Origin of the sequence: Streptacidiphilus sp. PB12-B1b, from assembly GCF_014084125.1 — a bacterium.
In the GTDB taxonomy this organism is placed as follows: Bacteria; Actinomycetota; Actinomycetes; order Streptomycetales; family Streptomycetaceae; genus Streptacidiphilus.
Map to the genome: position 1 here is coordinate 5,359,625 of NZ_CP048405.1, position 26,543 is coordinate 5,386,167.

Genomic DNA, 26,543 nt, shown 5'->3' on the forward strand with positions numbered 1-26,543 from the left:
GCTGAGACAAGATCCTCGACTGCGGACCGTCACCCGGCACAGGGGCCACGGGGCCCCCACCTGTGCCGGCAGTCCCCACTGAGGGGGCCCGAAGGTCCCGGTGCGTGCGGCACGGACGGCGTGCGGACTCTCGGCGGGGACCTGCGGTACGCGCCGGTGGGTCGACCGGCCCTGCCCTCGCGTACGGCCGCCGCCCCAGAGTGGGAACACCCGCTGACGACAGCGGGATTCGGACCCACCTTCAGGAGCAGCAATGGACAACAGCAGGCGCGGGAATCGGGCCTACCTGGTCGGTGGCGGCATCGCCTCCCTGGCGGCGGCGGCCTTCCCGATACGCGATGCCGACTTCCCCGGCGGGAACATCCACATCCTGGAGGAGCTACCGGTGCCGGGCGGGTCGATGGACGGCCGCGGTGATCCGGCGGGGCGTACCTGACCCGGGGCGGGCGGATGTTGGAGGAGGAGGCGTACACCTGCCTGTGGAACCTGCTGGAATCGGTTCCGACCCTGGACGACAAAACTTTGACGGTCCGTCAGGACATTGTGGCGTTCAAGGAGAAGTGGCCCACCGAGGCCCGTGCCCGTCTCGTCGACCGCGACCACCGCATCGTCGACGCAGCGCGGTTGGGCTTCGACCAGCACGACCGCCTCGAACGGGCCCGGCTGCTGGCACTGCCCGAGTCGGCGATCGGCGCGCGTCGGATCGACGAGTTCTTCTCCGAGCACTTCTTCGCCACGAACTTCTGGACGATGTGGCGCACCACCTTCGCCTTCCAGAACTGGCACAGCGCCATCGAGCTGAAGCGCTACTTCCTGCGCTTCATGCAGGAGTTCCCCCGCATCCACACCCTGTCCGGGGTCCGCCGCACCCGCCTGAACCAGTACGACTCCATCATCCGGCCGCTGCGCGCCTGGCTGGTCGAGCGCGGCGTGCACCTCGACTACGGCGTCAAGGTCGCCGACGTCGACTTCACCACCACCGACGGCGTCCGCCGGGCCGAGCGGCTCCATGTCCTGCGCAACAGCGCACCGGCTGTGTGCGAGATCGGCCCCGGCGATCTGGCGTTCATCACCCTGGGCTCGATGACCGGGGACACCGGCTACGGCGGCGACGACACCGTGCCCGAGCGCCGTACATCACCAGCCAGTTCGCCCGGCGTACCGCAGGCGACCGGCCGCAGGTGATTCCGCACGGCGCGGCGAACTTCGCATTGCTGGGCCAGTACGTGGAGATCCCGCAGGACGTGGCTTCACCGTCGAGTACTCGGTCCGCGGCGCCATGCACGCCGTCTACGGACTCCTCGGCGTCGACAAGCCCGTCCCGGCGATCCACCACGCCCTGTCCGACCCCAGGAGCGCCTTCCACATCCTGCAGACCGCCTTTGCCTGACCCCGGCGCGAACGTCAGCCGCCGCACTGCTTGAGCATCATCTCCTTGTCGGCCGCCGTGACCGGCAGGGCGTACTTCAACGACACCTGGGCGAACCGCACGGAGTACGAGCAGCGGACCGCCTTGTTGGGCGGCAGCCAGGACGCCGGGCCCGCATCCTCCTTGGCCTCGTTGGCGGGGCCGTCCACCGGCATCAGGTTGAGCGGGTCGTTGGCCAGGTCCTCCCGTTTGCCCTTCGACCAGCTGGATGCCCCCATCTGCCAGTCGTAGGAGAGCGGCATCACATGGTCGATCTGGACCTCGGTGGCCTTCGCCTTCGTGAAGTCGATCGTCGTGCCGGTGTAGGGGTCAGGCAGGGTCATCGAGACCACGACGCAGTCGGACCCGCTGCGGAAGGCGAGCTGCTGCCCGTCGCGCTTCAGCACGTCGTCCCGCGTGTCGCACCCGTTGTGGGCGAAGGGGACGCTTCCGGGGGCCGAGTCCGTCCACGCATCACCGAACTCGCCCCGGTTGTAACCCGTCTTGGGGCCGCGTCCCTTGGTCGTCACCTTCTCGATGAGGGCCCGGGCGCGGGCCTGGTCGGCGGCCGAGGTGATGGCCGCCAGCCCGGGTTTCGTCCCGTCCGGATTGTCGAGCGGGCTCACGGCACGGCCGTCACCGGACGTCGCCACGGCCGAGCCGGAGGGCGTGGAGGCGGTCGACGGCTCGACGCCCTTGCAACCGGCGACGAGCAGGGGCAGGCCGAGCAGCGCCACTCCTGCCAACGCGCGTCCGGCTACGCCCTGGTGGCCCCTGTGCCCCGCCTTGGCCGAAGCCGCGCAGGCCAGGCCCGGGGGGCCCGGGGACGTGCTCGCGGTCAGCGGTATCAGGCTCGGATCCGTCACGACCGGGCCCCTACCCGGGAGGTGGCACCCCATGCCGGGGCGTCGTCACTTCGGTCCGCCGGTCAGGCGCGGGGTGCGGCCGGGGTGGGCGGCGATGTGGGCGACCAGGTCGCGGACCGCGCCCGCGGGCGGCTGGCTGGGGCCCTGCCAGATCGCGCGCAGGTCGCGGTGCAGGTCCAGGCCGGTCAGCGGGACGCGGTGCAGGCGGTGGGCGGCGATGTCGTCGGCGACGGCCAGTTCGCTGAGCACGGCCGGTCCGGCACCGGCCAGGACCGCGGCCCGGACGGCCGTGGTGGTCGACAGCGCCAGGACCGGCTGCGCCTGGGGGCGGTCCGGGCCGAGGGCGGCGCGCAGGGCGGCGGTGAGCGCGTCCCGGGTTCCCGATCCGGGCTCCCGGGTGACCAGGGCCGTACCGGCCAGTTCCTCGGCGGTGACCGGCTTCCGCCGCCGGGCCCACGGGTGGTCGTGGCGGACCACCAGGGTCAGCATGTCCTGGCACACGATCCGGTTGCGCAGGTCGCGCGGGGTGCGCGGGCCCTCGATGAAGCCCACGTCGGCCTGCCCGGCGCGTACCTGCTCGATCACCGCGTCGCTGTTGGCCGCGGTCAGCACCACCTCCGGCGCCGGCTGCACCCGGTTCCGGGCGGCGGCCTGGAACGACACCAACCAGCCGGGCAGCAGTTGCTCGGCCATGGTGAGGCTGGCGCTGACCCGCAACCGTGTGCGCTGGTCCTGACGCAAGGCGGCCAGGCCGGCGTCGAGTTCCCCGGCCACGTCGAGCAGCCGCGAGGCCCACTCCACCACGACCACGCCTGCCGGGGTCAGCGACGACCCGTGCGTGGAGCGGGTGACCAGCTGCACCCCGGTCTGGGCCTCCATCGAGGAGATCCGCGCGGACACGGCCTGCTGGGTGACGCCGACCTCGCGGGCGGCGCCGCTCAGGCTGCCCTCCCGGGCGACCGCCAGCAGCACTTCCAACGCGCCCAGCTCGGGCATCCGCGCACTCAGGACCATCCGGCCAGCATATCCGGCCACAAGGCAGCCTTGTGTCACGCCACGCGGTGGGGGATGTTCCTCCAGGCCGCCACGGCTACTGCTGGTCGGCGGTCAGCGGTTCCAGGAACGCGTGGAAGGTGCTGATGTCCGGCCCCGACAAGGGGGCTCCGTGCGCGAAGCCGGCGGCCGCGATGCCCTGCGGCAGCTTGGCGAGGCTGCCGCCGCGCAGCTGCGGGTCGGCGGCCAACGCGGCCGGTCCCAGGGCGAGTTCGCCGCGGTGGAAGACCGCGTCGCCCAACAGGACCGTACGGCTGGGCTCGTGGACGAGCACGATGTGACCGGGGGTGTGGCCGGGGGTGTGCACGACGCGCAGGCCGTCGGAGCCCTCGATCAGCTGGTCGTCGGTCAGCAGGCCGTCGGGGGTGACCGGGGTCCAGTGCAGCGCGGGGATCCGGTCGATCAGTCGGCCCACGGCCCCGGAGCGCCCTTCGGCGGGGACGCGTCCGGCCTCCAGCCAGGCGGCGTCCGCCTGGTGGATCAGGATGGCGGCGCCGGTGCGCTCGCGCAGTTCGGCGGCTCCCTTGACGTGGTCGGGGTGGGCGTGGGTGAGCACGATGCGCTTGATGTCGCCTGGCTTGCGGCCGAGTTCGGCCAGGGCGGCCAGCAGCACGCCGGGGGCCTTGGCCCAGCCGACGTCGACCAGGGTCAGGCCGTCGTCGCCGTCGACGAGGAAGGCGTTGTCGCGCTTGCTGGTGGGGATGTGGGTCACACCGGGTGCGAGGGGGTGCATCGGATTACCTGCTCTAGCAGTCGGGGCGGGGTCAGGACTTGGCGGGGAGCGGGACGTAGCCTTCACGGGTGAGCTTGGGCAGGATGCCCCCGGCCGCCACGATCTCCAGCACCAGGGGCGGCAGGGTGCCGCCCTCCAGCCGGGTGCCGGTGCCGGTGTTCTCGACCCAGCCCTGGCGGAAGTCCAGGCTCATCGTTCGAAGACCCGCTTGATGCCGGTGTAGCCGCCGGCGCCAGGCCCGCCGCGTAGAAGCCGTTGCGGGAGGCCAGGCCGTGGTGCATGCGCTTGGACATGGCCTCGTACTGCGCGGCCATCAGCCCGGCCGACTGCGTACCGGCCAGGCCGAGCGCGTCCTCGAACCGGGCCGCGTCCAGACCGCGCAGCACGCCGGAGGCGGCGGCCGCCGCGTGGGTGCCGAACACCGAACCCGAGTGCCAGCCGCGCGTGAGCATCTCCGAGCCGTGCAGGGCCATCCCCACCCGGGTGCCGGTCTCGAAACCCAGGACGGTGGCGCGCAGGAAGTCCGCGCCGCTGACCGTGCCGAGCTGGGAGAGCGTGGACAGCAGCGCGGGCAGCACCAGGGAGTTGCTGTGCAGCGGCGCGGACGGGTAGTAGTCGTCCAGCTCGAAGCCCTGGATGAAGGTGCCGTTCAGCACGGCCGCAGCCGGCGCGCTGGTGCTGCGGCCCCAGCCGATCACCGGGGTGTCCCCCGCGCCCTCCATGGCCAGTACGGCGTCCACCGCCGTCCGGGACCAGGGCAGTTGTGCGCCGATCAGCGCGCACCCCAGCCCGTCCAGCACCAGGTGCGCCGCGCGCTCGCGGACGGCGGCGGGGATCTCCTCCAGCGTGGTGTCCGCCAGCCAGGTGGCGAGTTGCCCGGTGGGACCGGCCGGGTCGGTGGGCTGTCCTGCGGTCGGATCCGTCGTCGGCGCGGTCACCGTGCTCACTTCCTTCCGTTCGGAACGGCTCGACTGCGAGGCTTAGCATTACAATTTATAACATCTACTTTTAGGGGAAGGGAAGGCGGGCGGCCGGAGGTGGCACCACTGCGGTCCGGCGGAACGCCGCCGCCGGAGGTCTGAGCGGCGCTGAACGCCCTGGTCGGCGAGGGGATGGTCAGCTACCGGGCCCGACAGGGGTTCACCGTGGCCGAGCTGCGCCCCGAGGGCGTGGACGGGATCTCCCGATTCCGGCGACTACGGGCGGCCGAGGCCAAGGCGCTCGCCACGGGCCCGCTGCGTCCGTAGGGCATCGCGGCCATGTGCGCCGCGCTCCGCGCGCCCAGCGTGCCGCCGCCGAGGCCGGGGGCGCACACGGCACCATCACCGCCCATTGGACCTTCCACTTCGCCCTGCTGGAGCGATGCGACAACGCCCGGCGCTGCGCTTCGTACACCAGCCGTGGGGTGCGCCGGGACCGCACCGCTGCGAACGGGGAACGGGCTCGCGCCAGCAGATCCCGGGCGAGCACCGGGAGAGCCTTACGGCCCTGGAGCAGGGCAGCCCTGCGGGGCCTACCCACGCACCGCACGCGGGTGGGAGGACAGGCCCCAACCGGCCGATCCGGGTCGTCGGCCGGGCCTGACTACTACCCCTCGGCGGGCGGCGTCGGGGCCATGGGGCGGCACAGCCCCCGGTCGTCACGCTTCCTCGCCCCCGGGGGCCGAGCCGGGCCGCCCCAGGGGCCCGGGGCCCCGCCCCGGTCAGTGCTGCAGGGTGCGGACGAGGTCGAGGGCCCGGGCGAGGGTGGTGAGCCGGGCGTCCAGGGTCTCCCCGGCGGGATAGAACCGGACGGTGTCGACCCCGGCCTGCTGCCACACCCGCAGCCGTCGGCGCACCATGTCCTCGGTGCCGATCAGCGTGGTGCCCAGCACCATCTCGTCGGTGACCAGCCCGGCCGCGCCGTCGTGGTCGCCGGCCTGCCAGCGCTGCCGGACCTCGGCCGCGACCTCGGCCCAGCCCTGGCGGCTGTAGGCGTCGTTGTAGAAGTTGGCGCCCGCCGTTCCCATCCCGCCCAGGCTGAAGGCGAGTTCCTTCTTCCGGGGGGCCACCAGCGCCCGCAGCTCGTCCTCGTCCCTGGCGAAGTTGACCTCGGCGCCCTGGCAGACGTCCAGGTCGGCCCGGGTGCGCCCGGCTGCGGCCAGGCCCGCGTCCAGGTGGTCGAAGTACGCCTCCTTGGCGCCCTCGGGCACGAAGCTGGTGCCGAGCCATCCGTCGGCGACCTCGCCGGTCAGGTGCAGCATCTTCGGCGAGAGCGTGGCCAGGTAGAGCGGGATGTCGTGCTCGGCGCGCATGGACAGCCGCATGGGCCGGGCGTCCCCGCCCGGCAGCGGGATGGTGAACTCCCGTCCGATGTGGGAGATCTTCTCACCGGCGATCGCCTGCCGGACGATCTCCACCGTCTCCCGCGTCCGCGCCAGCGGCCGGGCGAACGGCACCCCGTGCAGGCCCTCGATGACCTGCGGACCGGACGGTCCCAGTCCGAGCAGGAAGCGGCCGCCGGAGATGTTCGACAAGGTGATCGCCGCCCGGGCGATGGCCACCGGACTGCGGGTGGCCAGCTGGATGATCCCGGAGCCGAGCAGCAGGCGCTCCGTCCGCGCGGCCAGGTAGCCCAGGGGCGACGGCGCCTCGGAACCCCAGGCCTCGGCCACCCAGCAGATGTCCAGGCCCAGCTTCTCGGCCTCGGTGACGAAGTCCACCGTCTCCGGCCAACTGCCGCCGGACGCCTCGATCGTGGTCGCCGTACGCATCATGCCCCTGCCTCTCCGGCGCCTTCGGCCAGCTTCTTGATCGCGTCAACGGTGGCGGTCATGCCTGCCTCGAACTCCCGCAGGCGGACATAAACGATCTTCTCTTCCTTCTCCGGCATCCGGTCGATGGCGAAGGACAGGCCGGAGCGGCCCGGCCCCAACTGCACCCACTGGCGCAGCAGCGTGCCGCCGTCCTCGGGCTCGAGGCTGAACCGCCAGATTGCCGAGGGGGTTTCGGGGTCCTGGACCGCCCAGGCGAACACCCGCGGCGGCTGGTACTCCACGATGTGGGAGGTGGTCGCCCACTCGCCCAGCGCCTCGTGCCTGCTGCGGCCGAGGAACCGGGCCCGCAGCGCGGGGCCGGTCGCCCCGTCCAACCACTCCACCGACTCCAGCTCCGCACTCAGCCGTGGCATCAGCCCGATGTCGGACACCAGCGCCCACACCCGCTCCGGCGGGGCGCCGATCCGGATCGACACCTCGACCGTCGGCTTGTCCGCATAGCGCGCGCCCGCCCATTCCATCGTCGACCGGCCTCCTCATCCCTGCCGAAGGCCCCATCAGATAGGGGCATGACCACAAAGGTTGTTTAGATAGACTCACTTGTCAAGAACCCAGGGCGCTGCTCCTGGGCCCTGGATCAGTCCTCGAACCGCGCCCGGATCTCCGGTCGCCTGGCCAGATGGGGCGGGTAGCCCGGGCCGAGCCGGGGGTGGGCGTTCTCGACCGTCATCGGCTCGCCGCAGGCGGCGCAGACCACCTTGGCGTGGCTCTCCTGCCCGCAGACGTCGTGGTAGTGGGTCACCGGCGGCCCCGCCTCGCCGGAGAGCCAGCGGTCCCCCCAGCGGTTCATCGCCAGCAGCACGGTGTAGAAGTCGCGGCCCTTCTCGGTGGGCACGTAGTCGTAGCGCACCGGGTCGGTCTGGTAGGGCTGCTTCTCCAGCAGTCCTTCGTCCACCAGGCGTCGCAGCCGGTCGCTGAGCGTGTTGCGGGCGATGCCCAGGGATTCCTGGAGGGCGTCGAACCGCTGGATCCCGTAGGACACCTCGCGCAGCACCAGCGGCGTCCACCAGTCGCCGAGCAGATCCATGGTGCGCGCGATCGAGCAGGGCCAGTGCGCAAAGGATGTCCGTTTCATGGATACCAGCATACGGTCCGTATCACGACGAAACCCAGCAGGCCGGAGCCGGTAACGGGGTGCCCCCAGGCGAAGCCGACACCGCCGTGGACCTGCAGTCGGCCGTCGCCGCCTCGGCGGCATCACGTGCGGTCGAGGGTCTGCGGGCAGGCGTCCCAGGCCGGAGAAAAGCAATATGACTGGACGTCAGACAGGAATGCCGCCTCGACCGTCCGGGCCAGTTCGAGCTGTTCGACGGTCAACGCAACGTATGGCGGACCCTCTTCGGTTCACATGAAAATCCGCCGGTCTCACATTTGACGAGTGAATCCATCTACGCAACTATTCAGCTCAGAGCGGGTACGCGGCCACCATGAGGGGCTTGGTGCAACCACGGGGCACCGAGCAGGTCAAGCGTTCTCGGGCCGCAGGAACTGGGGCTCCCGGTCGGGGAGTTCACCGCGCTCGGCATCCCGTTCGGTTCGGACGACGACGAGTTCCCGCCCCTCCCCCGCCACCGTGCCCGCAACCGCGTCGTCAGTGCACCACCGCACCGCATGTGTTCAGACCCAGGAGCGTCCATGGTCATCCGCAGTCCCTATCCCGATATCACCGTTCCGGACACCGGCCTGCCGGCGTTCCTCTTCGGCGGTCTCGGCTCCGACGCCGCCGACGGGCTCGCCGACCGTCCGGCCGTCATCGACACCGACGGACGCGGCTACACCTACGGCCAACTGGCCACCGCCGTCGACCGGGTCGCGGCAGCCCTGGCCGAGCGGGGAGCCGGTCGCGGTGATGTGGCGGCCATCTTCGCGCCCAACTGTCCGGACTACGCGGTGGTCTTCCATGGCGTACTCGCGTCCGGCGCCGTCGCCTCGCCCGCCAACGCGCTCTACACCCCGGCCGAACTGGCCCACCAGCTCCGCGACTCCGGCGCCCGGTTCCTGTTCACCTCCGCCGGCTGCCTGGACCGGGCTCGCGCGGCGGTGGCCGAGGACGGCGTCCGCGTGGCCGAGATCATCGTGCTCGGGCCGGGCGAGGGCGCACCGGGAGCGGTCCGCGAGACCGGCTTCGACGAACTCCTGGCGAGCACGGCGCCCTCCCCGGAGATCCTCATCGGGGGCGACGACCTCGCGGCGCTGCCGTACTCCTCGGGCACCACCGGCCTGCCCAAGGGGGTGATGCTCACCCACCGCAACCTGGTCGCCAGCATGCTCCAAGCCAAGCCGCTGCACCGGCAGGACGCGGACTCGCGGGTCCTGGCGGTCCTGCCGCTGTCCCACATCTACGGCATCACCGCGATCATGAACTCCGCCCTGCACCACCGGTCCCGCATCGTGACCATGCCGCGGTTCGATCTGTCCGGATTCCTCACCGCGATCGAGGAGCACCGGATCGACCACCTCTACATCGCCCCGCCCATCGCCCTGGCCCTGCGCAAAAGCCCGCTGGTGGACGAGCACGACCTGAGCAGCGTCCGGCTGGTCATGAGCGCCGCGGCCCCCCTGGACGGCGAGGCGGCCCGGGCGCTGGCCGCGCGGATGGGCACCACCGTGATCCAGGCGTACGGCCTGACCGAGTCCAGCCCGGTCCTGCACGGCATCCCGGTCGACCGGCCCGACCTCGACCGGGGATCGATCGGCCTGCTGATGCCGAGCCTGGAAGCCCGGGTGGTCGACCCGGAGACCGGCGAGGACGTCCCGCCCGGCGCCCGGGGCGAACTGTGGTGCCGTGGACCCAACATCATGCGCGGCTACCTCAACAACCCGGAGGCGACCGGTGAAACGGTCGACGCCGACGGCTTCCTGCACACCGGCGACATCGTGACCGTCGACGCCGACGGGGCCTTCCACGTCGTCGACCGCCTCAAGGAGCTGATCAAGTACCGCGGTTACCAGGTCGCCCCCGCCGAGCTGGAAGCGCTGCTGCTCACCCACGACGCCGTCGCCGACGCCGCCGTGATCGGGGCGCAGCACGACGGCGAGGAGGTGCCCAAGGCATTCGTCGTCCGCCACCCGGCGCAGCCCGGCCTCTGCGCCGAGGAGATCCAGGCATTCGTCGCGGAGCGGATCGCCCCCTACAAGAAGATCCGACTCGTCGAATTCCTGGACCGGATCCCGAAGTCGCCGGCCGGAAAGATACTCCGCAGCGAGCTGCGGGAAAGGGAGCTGACGCCATGACCGGCGCCAGGGTCCTTCCGCGGGTCTGCTGACCGCGTAGGAGAGGCCCCGGGCATTTCCAGTCATGTGACGGATATACCTCCCCCCACCCCATGGGCCACCCTTGTGGTCGACAGCGGCCTGGCCCCGGTTTCCCACGGGGCCGGGCCGCTGTCGCGCGGGGCGATCGCCGCTCGACCGGAAGGAGTAGATTGTGTACAAGATAATTGTGCACTAGGTTACGTGCCCCAGGGTCTGCCCGATCCGAGGGCCCGTCGCTGAACGAAACCGCGTGCCCGCTCCGTGTGCTCTGTGCCGACAGACAAGGAGGCGGGGACGATCGACCACGGGATGCGAGCCTCGCGCCGCACGACTTGACGCAGAGCAACTGAGGCAGGAATGAACGATCCGGACTACACGGCGGCACTTCGCGCCGCGCACGCGCTTGACGAGGTCGACCTGGCCGTCTACGGCTGGGCGCTCGAACACCAGTCGGCCGATCCGGACGAGGTCGCCGCCGCCGTCGGCGTCACGCCGTCGGCGGTGGAACTCAGCGTGGACCGGCTGCTGCGGAGCCAGTTGCTGCACGTCAGCCCGGCCAACCCGGCGATCGTCCTCGCGGTGGGGCCCGACACCGCCATCGGCCGCCTCGCGGCTCCCGTGGAGGCGCAGATCCGGGAGCAGGAGCAGCAGCTCGCCGCGATGCGCAAGCGGCTCGGCGGCTTCGTGCCGTCCTACCACCGGCACCGCTCGCGCACCGAGTCCCTCGAAGTCCTCGCCAACGTCCATGATGTGCGCAACGCCCTCAACCGGGCCTCGGACGAGTGCAGCAAGGAGGTGCTCGCCTGCCAGCCCGGCGGGGGCGCCCGGGTGCCGGAAGCGATGCAGGAGGCGCTGGTACGGGATCGGGCGATGCTGGAGCGCGGCATCCAGCTGCGCACCCTCTACCACCACACGGCCCGCTTCAACGGGCCCAGCCAGGCCTACGTGGCGGCGGCGACCGCCCTCGGCGGCCAGTACCGCACCGCGCACGAACTCTTCGGACGGCTCATCGTCTTCGACCGCGAGCTGGCCTTCATCCCGGTCCGAGGCGACAGCTGGGGCGCCGTCATGATCCGGGAGCCGTGCACCGTGGACTACCTGTGCGACCTCTTCGAGCAGACCTGGGAGCGGGCCACGCCGTTCGCCGACGCCGCCAGCCAGGGGCTGGAGGAGGTCGCCCGCGAGATCCACGAGACCATCATCCAGCTGCTCGGAGCGGGCCTCAAGGACGAGGCCATCGCCCGTCGGCTGGGGATGTCGCTGCGGACGGCCCGTCGGCACATCGCCGGCATCATGGAGGAGCTGGACGCTGCGAGCCGCTTCCAGGCCGGTGCGCAGGCCGCCCTGCGGGGCCTGCTCGGCGCAGACCTCTCCGAGCAGCCCTGCCCCGACTCGCCGTCTCCGGACTTCCCTGTGCCCGCCTCCGTGTCCCGGATATCCTGAACCACTTTCTCGGGGCTGGGCAGCCTGTCGCAGGCGGACCATGCTGGGAACCCGCGAGCAGGAGGGGCAGCCGGATGGACATGGGGCAGGAAGCGAGGAAGCCGGACGGCGACCCGGCAGCGCTTCATCTGCAGGAACTGGCCTTCTTCCTCTCGGTCCACCTGGACCGGGCCCCCGGGGTCCTGTGGCCCGACCACGACCACCCGGCGCTGGGAGCCCGGGCCGACCCGCTCCTCCACCGCGAACTGGCCTCGGGCATCAGCCGGTTAACCGGCCTGGCCCTGCAGCAGGGGGGACACGACCCGTCGGGCAGAGGGGTCGCCGAAGGGCACCTGCTGGTCCACCAGACCGGGGGCAGCACCCTGTGGCGGCTGGACGTCCGTGCCGGGGGCGGCCGTTCAGCCGCCCTGCGGTGGTGCCTGCGGGCGGGCGAGGTGCTCTACGTGCCGGTCGACTGGGCCTGGCAGAGCGAGCCCGCCACGCGCTCGCGCTCGCTGATCACCCGGCTCGTCCCGGCCTGAGCCGCTTCGGGGCCGCCCGCACCGGGCTCAGCCGCCCCAGGAGGTGTCCTTGCACTGGTGGCCGGGCAGGCAGTGGGACAGGACGTCATGTCCCTCCACGGCGGCGGGGCTCGTCCGGGAGGAGTTCGGCTGAGGGGTCTCCGCAACTGCCACCGCTGCCGGCGCCGTGAAGGCAAGCAGGCCGGTGAGTACTGCGGCCACCATCAGCCGCGCGGTCGAGGACGGACGCGCCATCACAGTTCTCCTGAATCATCGGACGGCTGCTCCTGCGGAGAGCCGGTACGTGCTGTCTGCCGGCAAGCTTGACCTGGTACGAACGAAACCGCCACGACTGCCCGGCCTCAACAACCTGCCTGGCACGAAGGCGGCAGGGGGACAGATAGCATGAAGACCGACGAATCCGACAGATCACCCCGCTCGGCGGTGGGCCGCCGTCGAAACCGCAGGCCCAGGGGCTGAGGACACCCTGGGCCTGCGGCGCGGACGGCCGTCGCCCCGATCAGGCGAGTTCGAGCTTGGGGAAGAGCGGCGGCGCCTTCTCCACGCTGCGGCCGGCCGGGTCGACCGCCAGGTCCGCGATCAGCGCCTCCGGGTCCTCGGCGAGGGCCAGCAGCATCCGCTCGGCCGCGTTCGGGATGAACGGGCGCAGCAGCACGCCCAGCCGCTGGAGCACCCGGTAGCCGTGGTGCAGCACGGTGTCCAGGTCCTGGGCGGCCTGCTGGTCGCCCTGCTCGGCGGCCTTGGCCAGGTGCCACGGCGCCCGCTCGTCGACGTAGGCGTTGGCGCGGCGCACCAGGTCCCAGATCCGGGCCAGCGCCTCGCGGTGGTCGTACCGCTCCATCGCGGCGTCGGATTCGCGGGTGCTGGCGAGGCCCTGCTCCAGCAGCGCCTCCTCGGGCGCGCCGAGCGGGCCGGACGCCGGGACCACTCCGTCGCGGTAGCGGACGGTCATCGCGGTGATCCGGCTGAGCAGGTTGCCGAGCGCGTTGGCGAGATCCGTGTTGTACCGGACGACGAGGCGCTCCTCGCTGAAGTCGCCGTCGCCGAACGGGGAGAAGTCCGCCAGCAGCAGGTAGCGCAGCGCGTCCTGGCCGTACTGCTCCAGCAGGTCCATCGGGTCGATCGCGTTGCCCAGGCTCTTGCTGAGCTTCTGGCCGCCGGTGGTGATGTAGCCGTGCACCACCACCTCGGTGGGCAGCGGCAGTCCGGCCGAGAGCAGCATCGCGGGCCAGTACACGGCGTGGAAGCGGAGGACGCCCTTGCCGACCACGTGGGCCCGCTGGTCGGCCTCGGCCCAGAAGCGCCGGTACTCGTCGCTGTCGTCGTTCCAGCCGAGCGCGTTGATGTAGTTGGTGAGGGCGTCGATCCAGACGTACATCACCTGGTCCTCGTCCTTGGGCACCGGGATGCCCCAGCCCCGGGCGCGCTCGACCGAGCGGGAGATGCTGATGTCCTCCAGCCCGGACCGCAGGAAGCCGACCACCTCGTTCAGCCGGGATTCGGGGTAGATCTTCAGGCGGCCCGCCGTCAGCTCCTCCAGCAGCTGGTCGCCGTAGCGCGACAGCCGGAAGAAGTGGTTGTGCTCCTTCACCCGCTCCGGAACCGTCAGGTGGTCGGGGCACTTCCCGTCCACGAGCTCGGCCGGGCTGTAGAACTGCTCGCAGCCGACGCAGTAGAGGCCCTCGTAGTCCTTGGTGTAGATGTCGCCGCGCTCGTCCATCCGGCGCCAGAACTCGGTGGCTCCGGCGATGTGCTTCGCGCTGACGCTGGTGCGGATGAAGTCGCTGGTGTCGATGCTCAACGCCGCGAGCAGCTTTTCGAAGTACTGCACATTGCGGTCGACGAGTTCGCGGGTGGTCACGCCCTCACGTTCGGCCGCCAGGACGTTCTTGAGGCTGTTCTCGTCCGAGCCGCTGAGGAAGAAGACGTCCTTGCGGTACCTCGCGTGCCGCGCGAACGCGTCCGTCTGGACGTACTCCAACGCGTGTCCGAGGTGCGGACGGGCATTGACGTACGGAATGGTCGTTGAGATGAACGCCGCGGCGGACATGGTCTCCTCTGGGAAAGAAACGGCTGAGGCCAGCCACTGACGGAACGGGGGCGGGACGCGGCTGCGCGCGGGCACTTCGACCCGACCGCGGTCGATCCTACCGGTCGGCAACTCGTTGGCTGAAAAGCCCAATCCCGTGCCCAGGGGCGCGATTGCCGCCCGGCGCAGACGGCTGATGCCTTCGGAACCGGCGCTCAGGACCAGCCGGTCCGGGCGCGCAGCCAGCGGACGCAGGCGGCTGCCTCGGCCCGCTGGAAGGCGCGCACCGGAGCGGTCTGCCAGGTGGCGGGCTGCCGGGCGCTCACCACGAACCGGCCGGCCAGGGCCGCGAGCGCGCTGTCGACGGCGGCCGGGTCGGCGGCCCGGCCCGCGGGGTGGGCCAGGAGGACCGACTGCGGGTCGGGGTGGCCCTGGACGGCCGCGCACAGCGCGAAGACCATCGGGTCGATCCAGGGCTGTCCCCGGGCCGCCCAGGCCCAGTCGACGAAGGTCACCTCGGTGCCGGAGACCAGGATGTTGTCCGAGCGCAGATCGGAGTGGAGCAGCGTGTCGCCCGCCGTGGCGGCCGGGAACCACTGCTCCGCGGCGGCCAGCCGGGCGCTGTTGCGGCGCGCCCACGCGGGGACGTCCGCCAGCGGGTCCTCGTCGGCGAGCAGCCGGTTCCAGCCGTGCCACTCCCCCAGCGCGCCACCCCATACGGGCAGGTCGGGCACCGGGCTCGGCGTGGCCCGCTCGCTGAGCGCGGTGAGGGCGGTCAGCGTCAGGGCCAGTTCGTCCGGACGCCACGGGACCGCCGGAATGTGCCCCTCGATGTCGTCGAACAGCAGCGCCAGCCAGCCCCCCTGGTCGACCACCCCTCTGAACGCGGGTGCCGGGAGGCCGAGTTCGGGGGTGAACGCGGCAGCGACGGACGCCTCCCGCTCGGCCAGGGCGACGGTGAACGGGTCGCCCTCGCGGGTGACCGCCTTGACGAAGGCCCGCGAGCCGTCGGCGCAGCGCAGTCGGGCGGCGGTGCCACGGGAGAAGCCCCCGGTCTGGTCGACCGCGGCCGTGACCCGCGAGCCCAGCCGCTGCTCCACGGCGGCCCGCACCTCGGCCGGCAGGTCCGTCCACGGACGGCGGACGGTGTGCGCGAGCGGGATTCCGGCGTCCGCCGCGCCCCCGGTGTGGGGGCTCATCGTGCTGCCTCCCGGTTGGGCGACGCCTCGGGGCCGGGGCGGTCGGCGGGCCGGACGGTGACGTCCAGCGGCCAGCGCATGCCCATGGTGACGTGCCAGCGGATGTCCAGCGGTTGCGGATCCGGGAGGCCGTCCACGTAGGCGTCGAGCACCGGACGGATGGTGTGGTGGGCGACGAGGGCGCCCAGGCAGGCGTGGCGGCCACGGCCGAAGGCCACGTGCGCGCCCCCGCGGTCCCAGCGGAAGTCCAGCGGGTCGGGGAACCGCTGCGGGTCGCGGTTGGCCGCCGCCAGCACCAGGACCACCCGGGCCCCGGCGGGGATGCGCTGCCCACGCAGCTCCAGGTCGCAGAGCGCGCGGCGGGCGGCGAAGTGGAAGGGGGTCGCCAGCCGGACCGCCTCGTTGACGAAGCCCCCGGGGTCGGCGCGGTAGCCGCGCCGGTACTCCGGCCCCCGGCACAGGGCCGCCAGCGCGGTGGCGAGCGCGGTGACCGTCGGTTCCAGGGCCCCGGTGACCAGTTGGGCGTAGACGGCGACCGCGTCCGCGGGCTCCAGCAGCCCTTCGCGGACGGCCGCGCCGACGGCGCGGGCCAGCGGGCTGGCCTCGACGGCGAGGGTCTGCCCGGTGAACTCGGTGAACTGGGCGAGCGCCTCCTCGGCCGCCGCGACCAGGGCCGCGTCGATCCGGGACCGGCCGACGAAGCCCATCAGCCGCTCGGACCACTCCACCAGCCGGGGGAAGTCGTCCGGGGCCACACCGAGCAGCGCGCTGAGGGCCGCCCGGCAGGAGGGCCGCAGGAGGGTGTCCAGCAGGTCCGTGCCGGGGGCGGTGCGCAGGGCGCCGTGGGTGCGCAGGCTGTCGTGGACGACGCCCGCCACCCGCGTCACCTCGGCGGTGGTGAAGGCCGGCCGCATCACCCGGCGCACCGCGCTGTGCCGGGGCGGGTCGAGGAACATCGGCCAGCGGGACAGGAAGTCCACCAGCGGTCGGACCGCCTCCCGCTGCGCGGCGGGCAGGGTGCGCAGGAACGGGTCCGGGCTGCGGGCGCCCAACCGGTCGTCGAGCAGCAGGTTCCAGACGTCGTCGAAGCGGGTGACGTACCAGGAGGAGGTCCGGGGGTGCCAGAGCACCGGAGTACTGTCCCTGGCCTGGTCGAACCAGCCGAGCGGGTCGTCCAGGACGAACGGGCGGCCCGCCTCCTCGGCGGGCGTCGCCGCCTGCTGCGCCGACGCCGCTGCGTCATCGGGATGGGGCATACGGGAGATCCCTTCTCGGTGGTCGGTGGGGCGGCGTCGGCGCAGGTCGGTCGTTCAGCCGGACGGGGCCGGGGCACGCACCAGCGTCCAGGTCTCGCGCAGCGTCTCCGGGCCGGGGGCCTGCTCCCGGTAGTCGTCGGTGACGGCGGCCACCTCGAATCCGGCGGCCCGGGCAGCCGACCGGATCTCCTCGGCGGAGAACCACCACTGGCTGTGGTGCTCCGGCTGCCGGGCGAAGCCCTCCTCGGACCGGGTGAACAGGCTGATCGAGAAGTCGCAGCGCTGTTCCTCCGGGTGGTACCGGTTGCGCCACACGTAGGCGAAGTCGCCCAGGTCGTCGCCGTAGTGGCTGTTGCCCAGCAGGCTCTCCAGCTTGTGCCGGGTGTTGACGTCGAAGACGAACAGCCCGCCCGGGCGCACCAGCCGGGCGACGCAGCCGAACAGCTCCGCCAGGTGTTCCGGCCGGAAGTAGTTGACGCTGTCGAAGCAGCAGACCGCCGCGTCGAACGTGGCGTCAGCGGCCGCAATGGCCCCGGGCAGCCGGGCCTCGATCAGCTCGGTGCCGACCGCGGTCCGGGAGCGGGCCTGCTCCAGCATGCCCGCCGAGCCGTCCACGCCGACCACCTCCAGGCCCTGCTGCTGCAGCAGGGCCGTGATGCTGCCGGTGCCGCAGCACACGTCCAGGACCCGGCGGACCCGGCCGTGGGCCCGGAAGCGGTCGGCCAGGTGGGCGGCCCACCGGGCGTAGTCGTTCTCGGCGGTCCACCGGTCGTAGACCGCCGACAGCGCGTCGTAGGGCGCGAGCGGTGCGGTGGTGCTCACGGCCGCCGGACCTTGATCGCCAGGTTGGTGCCGCGCTCGGCCCAGCTGTCGTGCTCGCTGGCCTCCAGCTCCAGGCCCAGCACGGTGGCGAAGTACTCCTTGTCCTCCAGCGCGCGGGAGATGTCGCTGATCCTGTCGTAGGGGTAGCCGAAGTCCTCGGCGCCGGGCAGGGCCAGCGAGGTGACGCCGAAGACCCGCTCGCCGGTGAGGCCGGCCCCGGCGGCGAGGGAGCGCAGCTCGTCGGCGTCGTAGAGCCGCAGCGACGGGACGTGCGCGGACCACTTCACGGTCCGGGTGGCCTGGATCTCGGCCAGCTCCGCCGCCCCGGCGCCGTCCCGCAGGATCTTGGAGGACAGCGCGTTGGAGAGCGAGTGGCTCATCAGGAAGCCCGCCGCCCCCGGGCGCATCACGCGCTGGATCGTGGCGAACGCGGCGGCCGGGTCGTCCAGGAAGGAGAGCACGCCGTAGGTGCTGATCACCGCGTCGAAGGACTCGGAGGCCAGCTCCGGCGCGTTCTCGATGTCGCAGTGGACCAGCTCGACCGAGTCGGCGACCGGGGAGGCCAGCCGGTTGGCCTCCGCCTGGCGGAGCATGTCGGCCGACTTGTCCGCGACCGTGACGGACACGCCGAACTCGCCCGCCAGCCAGATGCCCCAGCGGCCGGTGCCGCCGCCCACGTCCAGCACGCGCTGGCCGGGCTGCAGGCCGAGGTGGCGGCGGATCAGCTCCTTGATCACCTCGTCGGCGAGGTGCCAGTAGGTGGCCTCGTAGAAGCCCTCGACGTTGCCGGCGTAGGGCTCGAAGAACGTGTCGAATTCGCTCTGGGTCATCAGGGACATGGGGATTCTCCTTCTTGGTGGTGCGGACCGGGGCTTCGTGTCCCGGTCCGGGGTGGGCGGTTCAGGCTCCGGCGGCCAGCGGCCCTTGGGGGCGACGGGCCAGCAGCCGGGAGGGCGGCGGGGTCAGCCCGGCGAGGTACGCGCCGTAGTCGACGCCGGGGGCATGGGCAGCAGGCGCACCCGGTCGTCGAGCCGGTACCACGCGTCGGTGGACCAGTCGGCGGCCAGCTCGTCCCAGTCCGGGGTGAGCGGCCAGCCGTGCGGGTGCGCGAACTCCGCCCGCAACGGCTCGTCCAGCGGCTGGTAGCGGACGTCGGCGGAGAGCCGGAGCTCGCCGCTGTCGTTGGGGCCGCCGCCGTGCACGGTCAGGCTGTGGAAGAGCACCAGGTCTCCCGGCGCGTAGTCGGCGGTGGCCCAGCGCGGGTCCTGCGGCGCGACCGGCAGGTAGAGCGGGCGGCGCCCGCCGAGCGCGGCGTCGGTGGGCAGCAGCCCCTCCCGGTGCGATCCCGGGATCAGCCGCAGCCCCTGCCTGCCCGGGTCGCAGCCGGTGAACGGGATCCATGCTGTCAGCGCGTCGGTGCTCACGTGCTGGACCACGAAGTCCTGGTGGGCCCGGGTGGCGTACTCCCCCGGCCGCGCGGACGGCCGCGCCAGCCGGACGACCCGCGCCGGATGGCAGAAGACCTCCTCGCCGAACAGGTGCTCCACGAGCCCCCACAGCACCGGGGTGAACGCCAGCCGGTGGACGCTCTCCAGCCGGAGCACCGCCGGGTAGACCGTCCCGAAGGACTCGGCGCGGAAGCCGGGGCCCGGCTCCGCGACCAGCCCCTGCGGGTCGGTCAGCCACCCGGCGCCGTGCAGCGCCGTGCGCAGCTCGGCCAGGACGGCGCCGATCTCGGCGGCGTCGAGCACTCCCGGCAGGAAGAGGTAGCCGTCGTCGGCCAGCCGGTCGCGCAGTTCCCCGGCGTCCGCCAGGGCGCCGGAGGAGTCTCGTAGCGGGTGCACGGCCGCTCCTAGGGCAGGATGGTGCGGCCGTTGACGCGCGGCAGCAGTTCGAGGTTCCGGATGTCCTGCTGGCCCAGCAGCCACATCAGGAAGCGTTCGACGCCCATGCCGAAGCCCGCGGTCCGCAGCGGCGCACGGGTCTTCATCCGCAGGTACCAGTCGTAGTCCTCGGCCGGCACGGTGTGGCGCCGCAGGGCGTCGGTGAGCTCGACCGGGCCCACGTGCCGCTCACCGGCCCCGACGACCTCGCCGGGGCCGAAGAGCAGGTCGCCGTTGAGGGCCCGGCCCCGGGCGTCCTGCCCCTGGTAGAACGGCACGGCCAGCGCGTCCCAGTGCGTGATCCAGAGGAAGTCGCCGAACATGTCCATCAGGGCGCGCTCACCGGCCCGGGTGAGGTTGCGCCAGCCGTCCTCGTGGACGACGAACCGGGGGTCGTCCTCCAGCCCGGCCACCGCCTCGTCGAAGGTCAGCTGCCGGAACGGGCGGGGACGGTCGAGCAGCGACTCCACGTGGTCGAGCGAGCCCGCCGCGGCGCGGATCAGGTCCGCGTGCCGGGCGGCCAGCTCCGCGACCAGGTGCCGCAGGTACTCCTCCACCAGGGTCATGACCTCGGGCAGGCCGCCGGGGACCTCGGCCTCGCTGTGGAAGAACTGGCACAGGTGCGTCGCGTCCGGGGCCTCGCCGCGGAACGACGGCATCAGGTAGTAGGCCCCGCGCGGCGACAGCCGGCACAGGTATTCGAGGCTGAACTGCATCGAGTCGGCGAGGTACGTCGGCGCACCGAAGAGGTCGACCTTCACCGGGAGCGAGTCGCTGCCCAGGCCCATCGGCGAGGACACCGATCCGGTGGTCACCGGCAGGTGGCCGAAGCGCACGCCGCGCTCGGTCCAGAAGCCCACCGTGGCCGAGGTGATGGTGTCCTGGAGGTCGAGCAGCGCGGCGTACCAGGCACTGTCCAGCACGGTGAGGAAGTGGCTGTCGGGTTCGCGCCAGGAGCCGGGCGGGGTCAGCGTTCCGTCGGCCGCCTCGGGAGGCGCGGCCGAGGGGGACATCGCTTTCAGGGACATTGCGGCAGGTTTCCTTTCGCCGGCAGGGGAGCGAGGGTGATCCCGAGGCGCGTGACCGCCTCGTGGAAGCGGGGGTCGAGGAGGGTGGCGAGGTCGCTCACCCGGATGGGCCGCGCCCATTTCCACCGCCGTGAGCCGGGGTCGGTGAGGGTGTCGAGTTCGGGCCGGTCGGCGGCCGGGTGGGCGACCACCATGTGCGTCCCCGGCGGCAGGGCCGCCAGGTGGGCCAGCAGGTCGTCGGTCTTGGACTCCAGCGGGCGGGTGGACAGGTGCCAGAGCGAGTCCAGCGCCATCGGCACCCCGGGGGCGGGGACGTCGTCCCGGCAGGGCAGCCCGCGTTCCGCGCTGACCGCAGCCAGTACGTCCGGATCGAAGACGCCCACGTGCGACTCGCAGTGCCGCGGCCGGATGCCGGCCGCCTCCATGACCCTCAGCTGTTCGCGCAGTTCGACCAGCGCCTCGCCGGGGTCGGCGCCGGCGGCCCGCAGTTCGGCGATCCCCGGCAGGTATCCGCCGTCCGGCGCCCGCAGCGTTCCGGCCGGGGTGAGCGGGTGGTAGCGCAGCCCCTCCCACTCGCAGGCCAGCACCAGGTGGGCGCCCAGGACCAGGCCCCGGCGCCGGGCCAGCCACATCGCGCGGTGCGCGTCCGGCGCCGGGACCATGACCGACGCCTGCGTCACCGCCCCGGCCCGGTGGGCCGCCAGGATGCCGTCGGTCACGGCGGGGCACATGCCGTAGTCGTCGGCCTGGACGACCAGGATGCGTTCGGTGCGCTCGGTCATGACTGGGCCTCCCGGGTGAGCACGTAGAGCAGCCAGCGGCGTCGGCCGCCGCCGGTCACCAACTGGTGCGCCGTGCCGCTGAGCGAGCGCACGCCCCGGTCCAGGTCGGCCATCAGCGCGTGCCAGCCGGGGTGCCGGTCGGCGGGCGGCTGGTAGAGCGAGATGAGCAGTTGCCCGCCCGGCGCGACCAGGTCGAGCATCCGGCGGACGGCGGCCAGCGGCTCGTCGAGGTAGTAGAGGACCTCGCTGAGCACGACGGCGTCGAAGCGTCCGCGCAGCGGCAGCCTGGAGGCGTCCGCGCAGATCAGCGTCTCGCCGGGGCCGCAGTTGCGTGAGGCCAGTGCGGCGTGGGACCAGTCGACGCCCACGTACCGCCCGGTGAACCGGGTGCCCAGGCAGTCGCGCAGGACGCCCGTGCCGCAGCCGACGTCCAGGACGGCGGCGGCCCCGGCGGTGAGGATGTGCTCGCACAGCGCGGCGTAGCGGGCCTGTTCCGGGCCCCCGGCCAGGTAGTCCCAGCGGCCCGAGCGGTACTGCTCCTCCCACTCGTCCCGGCTGGTCTCCGGCACCTGCCGCACGGCCTCCCGGGGCGTCATGAGCGCGGCCCCGTTGCGGCGGCGCCGCCCGGGCGGGCGGCTGCCGCGCGGAACTGCCCGGTGGCCAGGACCTCCGCGGCCGCAGCCAGCGCGAAGTCGACGTGCTCGTCCCGGTGGGCGTCGGTGAGGAAGTTGACGTCCCGTCGCAGCAGCACGCCGCGCCGCGCCATACCGGCGAGGAACGCCTCGGCGCTGCGTGCGTGCTCGGCCGGGTCCGCCGAGAAGCGCAGGCAGGGCATCGGGTCGTAGCCGACCGCGACCGGTCCCCGACCGGCCTGTTCGGCGGCGCGGTTGAGGCCCTCGCGCAGGCGCTCGCCGAGCCGGGCGATGCGCGGGTAGTAGTCGCTGGCGGCGTAGTGGCGCAGGGCGGCCTTCATCACCTCCAGCGAGACGGTCTCCCCGGCGAAGGTGCTGGAGACCCGCAGCTGCGCGAAGTCCGCCATGATCCGCCGGGGGCCGGCGACCGCGGCCAGCGGCGCGCCCGCCGCCAGGCCCTTGGAGAAGCAGACCAGGTCGCCCTGGACGCCCAGGTGGTGGCCGAGGCCGCCGGGGGCGAGCCGGAACCCGGTGACCACCTCGTCCAGCACGAGCAGCGCGCCGCTGCCGTGGCAGGCGTCCCGCAGCGCGGTGAGGAACCCGGCGGTGAGCCTGCGGTGGTAGGGGGTGGACAGGACCACGCAGGCGAGCCTGCCGCCGGCGGCCGCCACATCCGCCAGCAGCCGGGCGTCGTCCTGCTCGGTGTGCAGCTCCACCCGGCGGGACAGCGGGAGCAGCGACTGCGGGACTCCGGGGCTGGCCCCGATCAACTGGTCGTGCCAGCCGTGGTACCCGGCCAGCAGCACCTCGTCCCGGCCGGTCCGCAGCCGGGCCAGCCGGACCGCGGCGGCGACGGCCTCGGCGCCGGTCTTGAGGAAGCGGACCATCTCCACGCCCGGGACCGTCCCGGCCAGCAGCTCGGCGGCGGTGACCTCGGCGGGCGTGGGCAGCGACAGGACGAGGCCGCGGGAGGCCCTCTCCTTGACCGTGTTGGTGACCACCGGGTGGTTGTAGCCGAGGGTCGCTGCGCCCAGGGCCGAGACGAAGTCGACGTAGTCCTGCCCGTCCACGTCCCGGACCAGCGCACCGCTGCCGCGCTCCAGGTACACCGGGTAGTGGCCGTCGGCGAAGTTCTCCGGCCGCTTCTGGAAGGTGTGGGTCAGGCCCGGGGTCACCAGCTCGGCGCGGCGGCGCAGTTCGGCCGACCGGCGCAGGTCCAGCGGGGCGGTGCGGGCGGTGGGCAGCGCCTCGGCGCCGGGGACCGCCCGCAGGTGCTCGGGGGTGAGCGAGCGGTGCTGCCCCCGCCCGGCGAGCCAGGCCCGGCCGATGTCGTGGGCCACCACGGCGCGCGTCCAGTGGACCCGGTGCCGGTCGTAGCCGCCCTCGGCGAACACCTGCTCGCGGATCCGCTCGTCGACGCACAGGCCGGGGTCGGTGGTGGCCAGGGCCCGCGCGACCACCGGCGCCCAGCGCCGGGTCAGGTGGACGTGCGGGCTCAGCGGCAGGTAGTGCGCGGCCCAGCTCGACCGGTCCAGCCGGACCAGCGGCACCCGCGTGCCGGTCACCCCGGCGGCCTCGCCGGGGCGTTCGAAGGTCCCGCCACGGGCGGTGTGCGAGTTGCCGAGGACGATCTCGGTCGCCTCGCAGGCGTGCAGGTCCTCGATCAGGCCGTCGAGGTCGATCGGGCCGGTGAACTCCCAGTCGTCCTCCAGGTGGACGCCGACCGGCGAGGCCAGGTGGGAGAGCAGCACCCCGAGCGCGGCCGGGAGGCCCACCTGGCGGGGGAACTCCTCCAGCACGACCTCGGCGACCCGGGGGTCGGCCGCCCGCAGGTCCCGCAGGAAGGCGAGGGTACGGGCACGCTCCTCGGGCGACACCGCGTAGGCCGGGTCCACCGTGACCAGGACGCGGAACGACCCGCTGAAGGTGACGTGTTCGAAGAAACTGGTGAAGGTGCGCAGCGCGGTGTCGCGCCCCACCGACGTGGTGGTGACGTCGATCGTGGCCGACGCGGGGACCGCTACGGGTTCGGGCATCACAACCTCCTTTCGGTATGCGGGATTTCCGCGAGTACTGGCGCGGATCACGGCTAGTAGAAACGGCCTTGTTCACTGACGAAGTGGTCGCTGCCGGGGGCGGCGCAGTGCGTGCAGCGCGCCCGTCGGCGCGGGACCATCCGGCCGAACACGGGCACCCGGCGCGCTGCGGCGCAGCCGTCGCAGACCCCGCGGACCAGTCCGCCGCCCTCCACGCTGCGCCGCAACCGGGCACGGGCCGCGTCCAGTTGGCGCCGGTCGTAGGCGCCGAGCTCGGCCCGTACGGCGTCGGCGTCCGGGAACGGCGGCGTCGCCGCGTAGCAGGACGGCGCGCGCCGCCCCACCCGCCAGCTGCCGTCCGGCCGTACGCCGTACGCGAGCGGCGTCCCGGTGCGGGCGAGGCCGCGCTCGGCCCGCCGCCTGCGGAAGGGCACGTCGCCGGCCACCGCGATCCGCTGGGTGCGGATGCCGCCCAGGCTGCTGGTCCAGGCGTCCAGGCCCGCGGCGCCCTGCGGCGCCAGGATCCCGGCCTGCACCGGGGCCAGTACCGAGGGCAGGCCGAGCCCGCCCCGGTCGAGCTGGTGCATGCTGACCAGGGCGAGGACCTTGCCGGTGAAGCCGATGTCCACCAGATCGCCGGTGACGCCCAGCGCCTCGCGGTAGCGGGAGGCCATCAGGTACGTCGTCGCCAGGACGGTCGGGCGGCCGTCGCGCAGGCAGGACACCGTGAGGTGGCACACCTCGCCGTAGGAGGACAGCGCGTCCGTGGCGATGGTCAGCACCGGCAGCCCGAAGGCCGCGAAGGTCCGCTCCAGCACCTGCCGGTAGGCCTCCAGCGTCGCTGCCCCCTCGCCCGCCGGCAGCAGGTGGTTCAGCTGCACCGCGGGCCAGATGTAGCGCTCGCGGAACAGCGGGGTGCCGGAGCCGCGCAGCTGCCGCAGCAGGCCGCCGGTCGCCACCACGGGCCCCTGGTGCCGGTGCCACCGCAGCCACTCGACGTTGAGGTGGAGGTTGTCCGCGCGCAGCACCCAGTCGGGCTGGACCTGCGTGGGGGCGGGCAGCCGGTAGATGTTGGCGTACTGCGGGAAGACCTGCTCGTAGGCGTCGCGCCGGTTCAGGAACGGGTGCTCGGTGCGGGCCACCGGAAAGTCCCGGCCGACCTGCTCGACGAAGGTGTCGACCATCCGCCGGGCCACGCCCAGCCCGAGGCCGCGCCACGGCGTGATGCCGCTGCCGAAGCCGCCCTGGGCGACGATCCCCGCGTCGACCAGCGCGCGGTGGTACAGGGTGTCATGCATCGGGCGCCCCACCCTCCGCGGCGCGGTGCCGGTCGGCGGGGAGCCGTGCGGCGACCCAGCAGCACGGGCGCTGCCGCGCCTGGTCCGTCCGGCCCTCCACCTGCTCGGCGAGGGCGGACAGCTCCCCGACCAGTGACCTGGCCAGGCCCTCGGCCGCGGCCCGGTCGTCGGTGAACGCCTGGACCAGCAGCAGCCCCTCGCGCTCGCCCTGCTCGTCGAGGTCGCGGCCGACCGAGTAGCAACGGCTGGGGCCCCGGCGCGGCCGGCCGGCCGGGACGATCTCGAAGTCGGTGCCGAAGGTCCGCAGGTACCAGGGCTCGTCCCCGGGGTCGAGGAGGACCGATCGGCGGTAGCGCAGCCCGCTGGCGGCCGGTACCGCGGGCACCTCGAGGATCTCCTCGATGCCGTGCCGGCGCATGATGTCGGCGACCGCGCGCAGGGCAGTGTCACCGGACAGCGGCATCGAGCACCTCGACGGTCTGGGTCCGTGCGTCGACCCGGGCCCGCACGCCGAGCGGCAGCGTCAGCATCGGGTCGCTGTGGCCGATGTCCAGTCCGGCCACCACCGGGACGCCGCAGCGCCTGGTGGCCTCGCCGACCTTCTGCCGCAGTGCGGCCTCGAAGCCGTCGGGGGCGCGGAACGACCGGCCGAGCAGCACGGCCGCCGGGCGGTCGAGCGCTCCCGTCATCCGCAGCTGGGTCAGCGCCCGTTCGACGCCGCGCAGGTCGGTGGCGGTGGTCTCCAGGAAGACGACCGTCCCGGAGAAGTCGGGGAAGTACGGCGTTCCGGCCAGCAGGCCGATCGTCTCCAGGTTGCCGCCGACCAGCGGGCCGGTGGCCGGGCCGGTGCCGGTGTGCAGCCACTGCCAGCCGTCGCCCGGGACCGTCCGCCGCGGTCGGTCGTCGGCCTGGTCCCAGGAGAGCAGCTCCTCGGTGCGCTCACCGGCGGGCCGCAGCGGGCCCAGCGGTCGCGGCCGGGCCACGGCGTCCAGGAAGGCGTCCCGGGTGTAGGGGAGCACCTCGGGGAACTCGGCCAGTTCGGGCAGCAGCGTCGGGCCGTGGAAGGTCACCAGGCCGGTCCTGCGCCGTACCGCCAGCAGGACGGTGGTGATGTCGCTGTACCCGACGATGATCTTGGGGTCGGCGCGCAGCGCCTGGTAGTCCAGCGAGTCGAGTACGGCATTGCTGGTCAGGCCGCCCAACGAGGCGACAACGCAGCGTACTTCGGAGTCCCGGAAGAACCCGTTGAGCTCCTCGGCCCGCTGTGCGGGCGTCGCGTCCCGGACGCCGTCGGCCGCCAGCGGGCCGACCCGGACCTCGTACCCGAGCCCGCGCAGGGCCTCGACGCCGCGTGCCAGCCGCCGGGGTGTGGCCACGCCCGCCGACGGCGTGGCGACGGCCACCAGGTCGCCCCGGCGCAGCCGGGGCGGGAGGAGCAGCGGACTCCCCGCCACGGGGGCGGGGCTCCCCGCATCCGGTCGCGG

General features: G+C 73.0%; 27 protein-coding genes. 6 read left to right on the forward strand and 21 right to left on the reverse strand.

What is annotated here, in order from left to right; all coding sequences use genetic code 11:
* The first annotated feature begins 253 nt into the window (after window positions 1–253).
* Entirely contained in the window at window positions 254–436 is a 183-nt protein-coding gene (locus GXW83_RS34915; RefSeq protein ID WP_255431317.1) for an oleate hydratase, read from the forward strand.
* Between the two features lie 14 nt (window positions 437–450).
* Window positions 451–1,185, forward strand: a complete 735-nt coding sequence (locus tag GXW83_RS23415; protein ID WP_255431318.1) for an oleate hydratase — start codon at window positions 451–453, stop codon at window positions 1,183–1,185.
* Between the two features lie 219 nt (window positions 1,186–1,404).
* Here the strand turns inward: GXW83_RS23415 and GXW83_RS23420 are convergent, their stop codons facing one another.
* The 4 genes from GXW83_RS23420 to GXW83_RS23440 all read right to left on the reverse strand — a co-directional run bounded on the left by GXW83_RS23420 (window position 1,405) and on the right by GXW83_RS23440 (window position 4,998).
* Window positions 1,405–2,139: an HNH endonuclease family protein gene (locus GXW83_RS23420; protein ID WP_225447536.1), complete on the reverse strand. Its 735-nt coding sequence runs from the start codon at window positions 2,137–2,139 to the stop codon at window positions 1,405–1,407.
* A 180-nt stretch (window positions 2,140–2,319) separates the two neighbouring features.
* Window positions 2,320–3,288, reverse strand: coding sequence for a LysR family transcriptional regulator (locus GXW83_RS23425; protein WP_182445025.1), 969 nt, complete (start codon window positions 3,286–3,288; stop codon window positions 2,320–2,322).
* Between the two features lie 76 nt (window positions 3,289–3,364).
* Window positions 3,365–4,060, reverse strand: a complete 696-nt coding sequence (locus GXW83_RS23430) for an MBL fold metallo-hydrolase (RefSeq protein ID WP_182445026.1) — start codon at window positions 4,058–4,060, stop codon at window positions 3,365–3,367.
* Between the two features lie 62 nt (window positions 4,061–4,122).
* Complete coding sequence (locus tag GXW83_RS23440; RefSeq protein ID WP_225447202.1) at window positions 4,123–4,998, reverse strand: MmgE/PrpD family protein; 876 nt, start codon at window positions 4,996–4,998, stop codon at window positions 4,123–4,125.
* Window positions 4,999–5,172: 174 nt separating this feature from the next.
* Between GXW83_RS23440 and GXW83_RS34920 the strand changes: the two genes are divergently transcribed.
* A complete protein-coding gene (locus GXW83_RS34920; protein WP_255431319.1) occupies window positions 5,173–5,307 on the forward strand; it encodes a hypothetical protein in 135 nt (44 codons plus the stop codon).
* A gap of 455 nt (window positions 5,308–5,762) precedes the next feature.
* On the opposite strand, the gene GXW83_RS23445 is transcribed toward GXW83_RS34920, so the two are convergent.
* From GXW83_RS23445 to GXW83_RS23455, 3 genes are all read right to left on the reverse strand, one after another.
* Window positions 5,763–6,812: an LLM class flavin-dependent oxidoreductase gene (locus tag GXW83_RS23445; protein WP_182447518.1), complete on the reverse strand. Its 1,050-nt coding sequence runs from the start codon at window positions 6,810–6,812 to the stop codon at window positions 5,763–5,765.
* Complete coding sequence (locus GXW83_RS23450) at window positions 6,812–7,336, reverse strand: SRPBCC family protein (RefSeq protein WP_182445028.1); 525 nt, start codon at window positions 7,334–7,336, stop codon at window positions 6,812–6,814. Before GXW83_RS23450 ends, GXW83_RS23445 begins: the two co-directional genes overlap by 1 nt.
* Window positions 7,337–7,452: 116 nt before the next feature.
* Window positions 7,453–7,950, reverse strand: a complete 498-nt coding sequence (locus tag GXW83_RS23455; protein WP_182445029.1) for a helix-turn-helix domain-containing protein — start codon at window positions 7,948–7,950, stop codon at window positions 7,453–7,455.
* 560 nt (window positions 7,951–8,510) lie between these two features.
* On the opposite strand from GXW83_RS23455, the gene GXW83_RS23460 reads away from it, so the two are divergent.
* The 3 genes from GXW83_RS23460 to GXW83_RS23470 all read left to right on the forward strand — a co-directional run bounded on the left by GXW83_RS23460 (window position 8,511) and on the right by GXW83_RS23470 (window position 12,094).
* On the forward strand, window positions 8,511–10,109 hold the full coding sequence (locus GXW83_RS23460) for an AMP-binding protein (RefSeq protein WP_182445030.1): 1,599 nt from the start codon (window positions 8,511–8,513) through the stop codon (window positions 10,107–10,109).
* A 378-nt stretch (window positions 10,110–10,487) separates the two neighbouring features.
* The gene (locus tag GXW83_RS23465) at window positions 10,488–11,573 is read left to right on the forward strand and encodes a helix-turn-helix transcriptional regulator (RefSeq protein WP_182445031.1); all 1,086 of its coding nucleotides are present in this window, start codon (window positions 10,488–10,490) and stop codon (window positions 11,571–11,573) included.
* 74 nt (window positions 11,574–11,647) lie between these two features.
* Window positions 11,648–12,094, forward strand: a complete 447-nt coding sequence (locus GXW83_RS23470; protein ID WP_182445032.1) for a hypothetical protein — start codon at window positions 11,648–11,650, stop codon at window positions 12,092–12,094.
* A 27-nt stretch (window positions 12,095–12,121) separates the two neighbouring features.
* On the opposite strand, the gene GXW83_RS23475 is transcribed toward GXW83_RS23470, so the two are convergent.
* The 14 genes from GXW83_RS23475 to GXW83_RS23540 all read right to left on the reverse strand — a co-directional run bounded on the left by GXW83_RS23475 (window position 12,122) and on the right by GXW83_RS23540 (window position 26,513).
* The gene (locus GXW83_RS23475; protein WP_182445033.1) at window positions 12,122–12,328 is read right to left on the reverse strand and encodes a hypothetical protein; all 207 of its coding nucleotides are present in this window, start codon (window positions 12,326–12,328) and stop codon (window positions 12,122–12,124) included.
* Window positions 12,329–12,593: 265 nt separating this feature from the next.
* Entirely contained in the window at window positions 12,594–14,144 is a 1,551-nt protein-coding gene (locus GXW83_RS23480; RefSeq protein WP_182445034.1) for a methionine--tRNA ligase, read from the reverse strand.
* A gap of 194 nt (window positions 14,145–14,338) precedes the next feature.
* Entirely contained in the window at window positions 14,339–15,322 is a 984-nt protein-coding gene (locus tag GXW83_RS23485) for an aminoglycoside phosphotransferase family protein (protein WP_182445035.1), read from the reverse strand.
* Window positions 15,319–16,578 (reverse strand): cytochrome P450, encoded by a 1,260-nt coding sequence (locus tag GXW83_RS23490; RefSeq protein ID WP_182445036.1) that lies wholly within the window; start codon window positions 16,576–16,578, stop codon window positions 15,319–15,321. Before GXW83_RS23490 ends, GXW83_RS23485 begins: the two co-directional genes overlap by 4 nt.
* A gap of 54 nt (window positions 16,579–16,632) precedes the next feature.
* Window positions 16,633–17,400 (reverse strand): class I SAM-dependent methyltransferase, encoded by a 768-nt coding sequence (locus tag GXW83_RS23495; protein WP_182445037.1) that lies wholly within the window; start codon window positions 17,398–17,400, stop codon window positions 16,633–16,635.
* Complete coding sequence (locus GXW83_RS23500; protein WP_182445038.1) at window positions 17,397–18,239, reverse strand: class I SAM-dependent methyltransferase; 843 nt, start codon at window positions 18,237–18,239, stop codon at window positions 17,397–17,399. Before GXW83_RS23500 ends, GXW83_RS23495 begins: the two co-directional genes overlap by 4 nt.
* A 123-nt stretch (window positions 18,240–18,362) precedes the next feature.
* A complete protein-coding gene (locus GXW83_RS23505) occupies window positions 18,363–19,244 on the reverse strand; it encodes a phytanoyl-CoA dioxygenase family protein (protein WP_225447203.1) in 882 nt (293 codons plus the stop codon).
* An 8-nt stretch (window positions 19,245–19,252) separates the two neighbouring features.
* Window positions 19,253–20,311 (reverse strand): asparagine synthetase A, encoded by a 1,059-nt coding sequence (locus GXW83_RS23510; protein WP_225447204.1) that lies wholly within the window; start codon window positions 20,309–20,311, stop codon window positions 19,253–19,255.
* On the reverse strand, window positions 20,302–21,093 hold the full coding sequence (locus GXW83_RS23515; protein WP_182445039.1) for a carbohydrate deacetylase: 792 nt from the start codon (window positions 21,091–21,093) through the stop codon (window positions 20,302–20,304). The genes GXW83_RS23510 and GXW83_RS23515 overlap by 10 nt, the downstream gene beginning before the upstream one ends.
* Window positions 21,090–21,689: a trans-aconitate 2-methyltransferase gene (locus GXW83_RS23520; RefSeq protein WP_182445040.1), complete on the reverse strand. Its 600-nt coding sequence runs from the start codon at window positions 21,687–21,689 to the stop codon at window positions 21,090–21,092. Before GXW83_RS23520 ends, GXW83_RS23515 begins: the two co-directional genes overlap by 4 nt.
* Window positions 21,686–23,761 carry an aminotransferase class III-fold pyridoxal phosphate-dependent enzyme gene (locus GXW83_RS23525; protein ID WP_182445041.1) on the reverse strand — a complete coding sequence of 692 codons (2,076 nt, stop codon included), beginning with the start codon at window positions 23,759–23,761 and terminating at the stop codon, window positions 21,686–21,688. Before GXW83_RS23525 ends, GXW83_RS23520 begins: the two co-directional genes overlap by 4 nt.
* Before the next feature lie 53 nt (window positions 23,762–23,814).
* Window positions 23,815–25,059 carry a hypothetical protein gene (locus GXW83_RS23530; RefSeq protein ID WP_182445042.1) on the reverse strand — a complete coding sequence of 415 codons (1,245 nt, stop codon included), beginning with the start codon at window positions 25,057–25,059 and terminating at the stop codon, window positions 23,815–23,817.
* Entirely contained in the window at window positions 25,052–25,522 is a 471-nt protein-coding gene (locus tag GXW83_RS23535; RefSeq protein ID WP_182445043.1) for a hypothetical protein, read from the reverse strand. Before GXW83_RS23535 ends, GXW83_RS23530 begins: the two co-directional genes overlap by 8 nt.
* Window positions 25,506–26,513 carry an LD-carboxypeptidase gene (locus GXW83_RS23540; RefSeq protein ID WP_225447205.1) on the reverse strand — a complete coding sequence of 336 codons (1,008 nt, stop codon included), beginning with the start codon at window positions 26,511–26,513 and terminating at the stop codon, window positions 25,506–25,508. Before GXW83_RS23540 ends, GXW83_RS23535 begins: the two co-directional genes overlap by 17 nt.
* Between the last annotated feature and the right edge of the window lie 30 nt (window positions 26,514–26,543).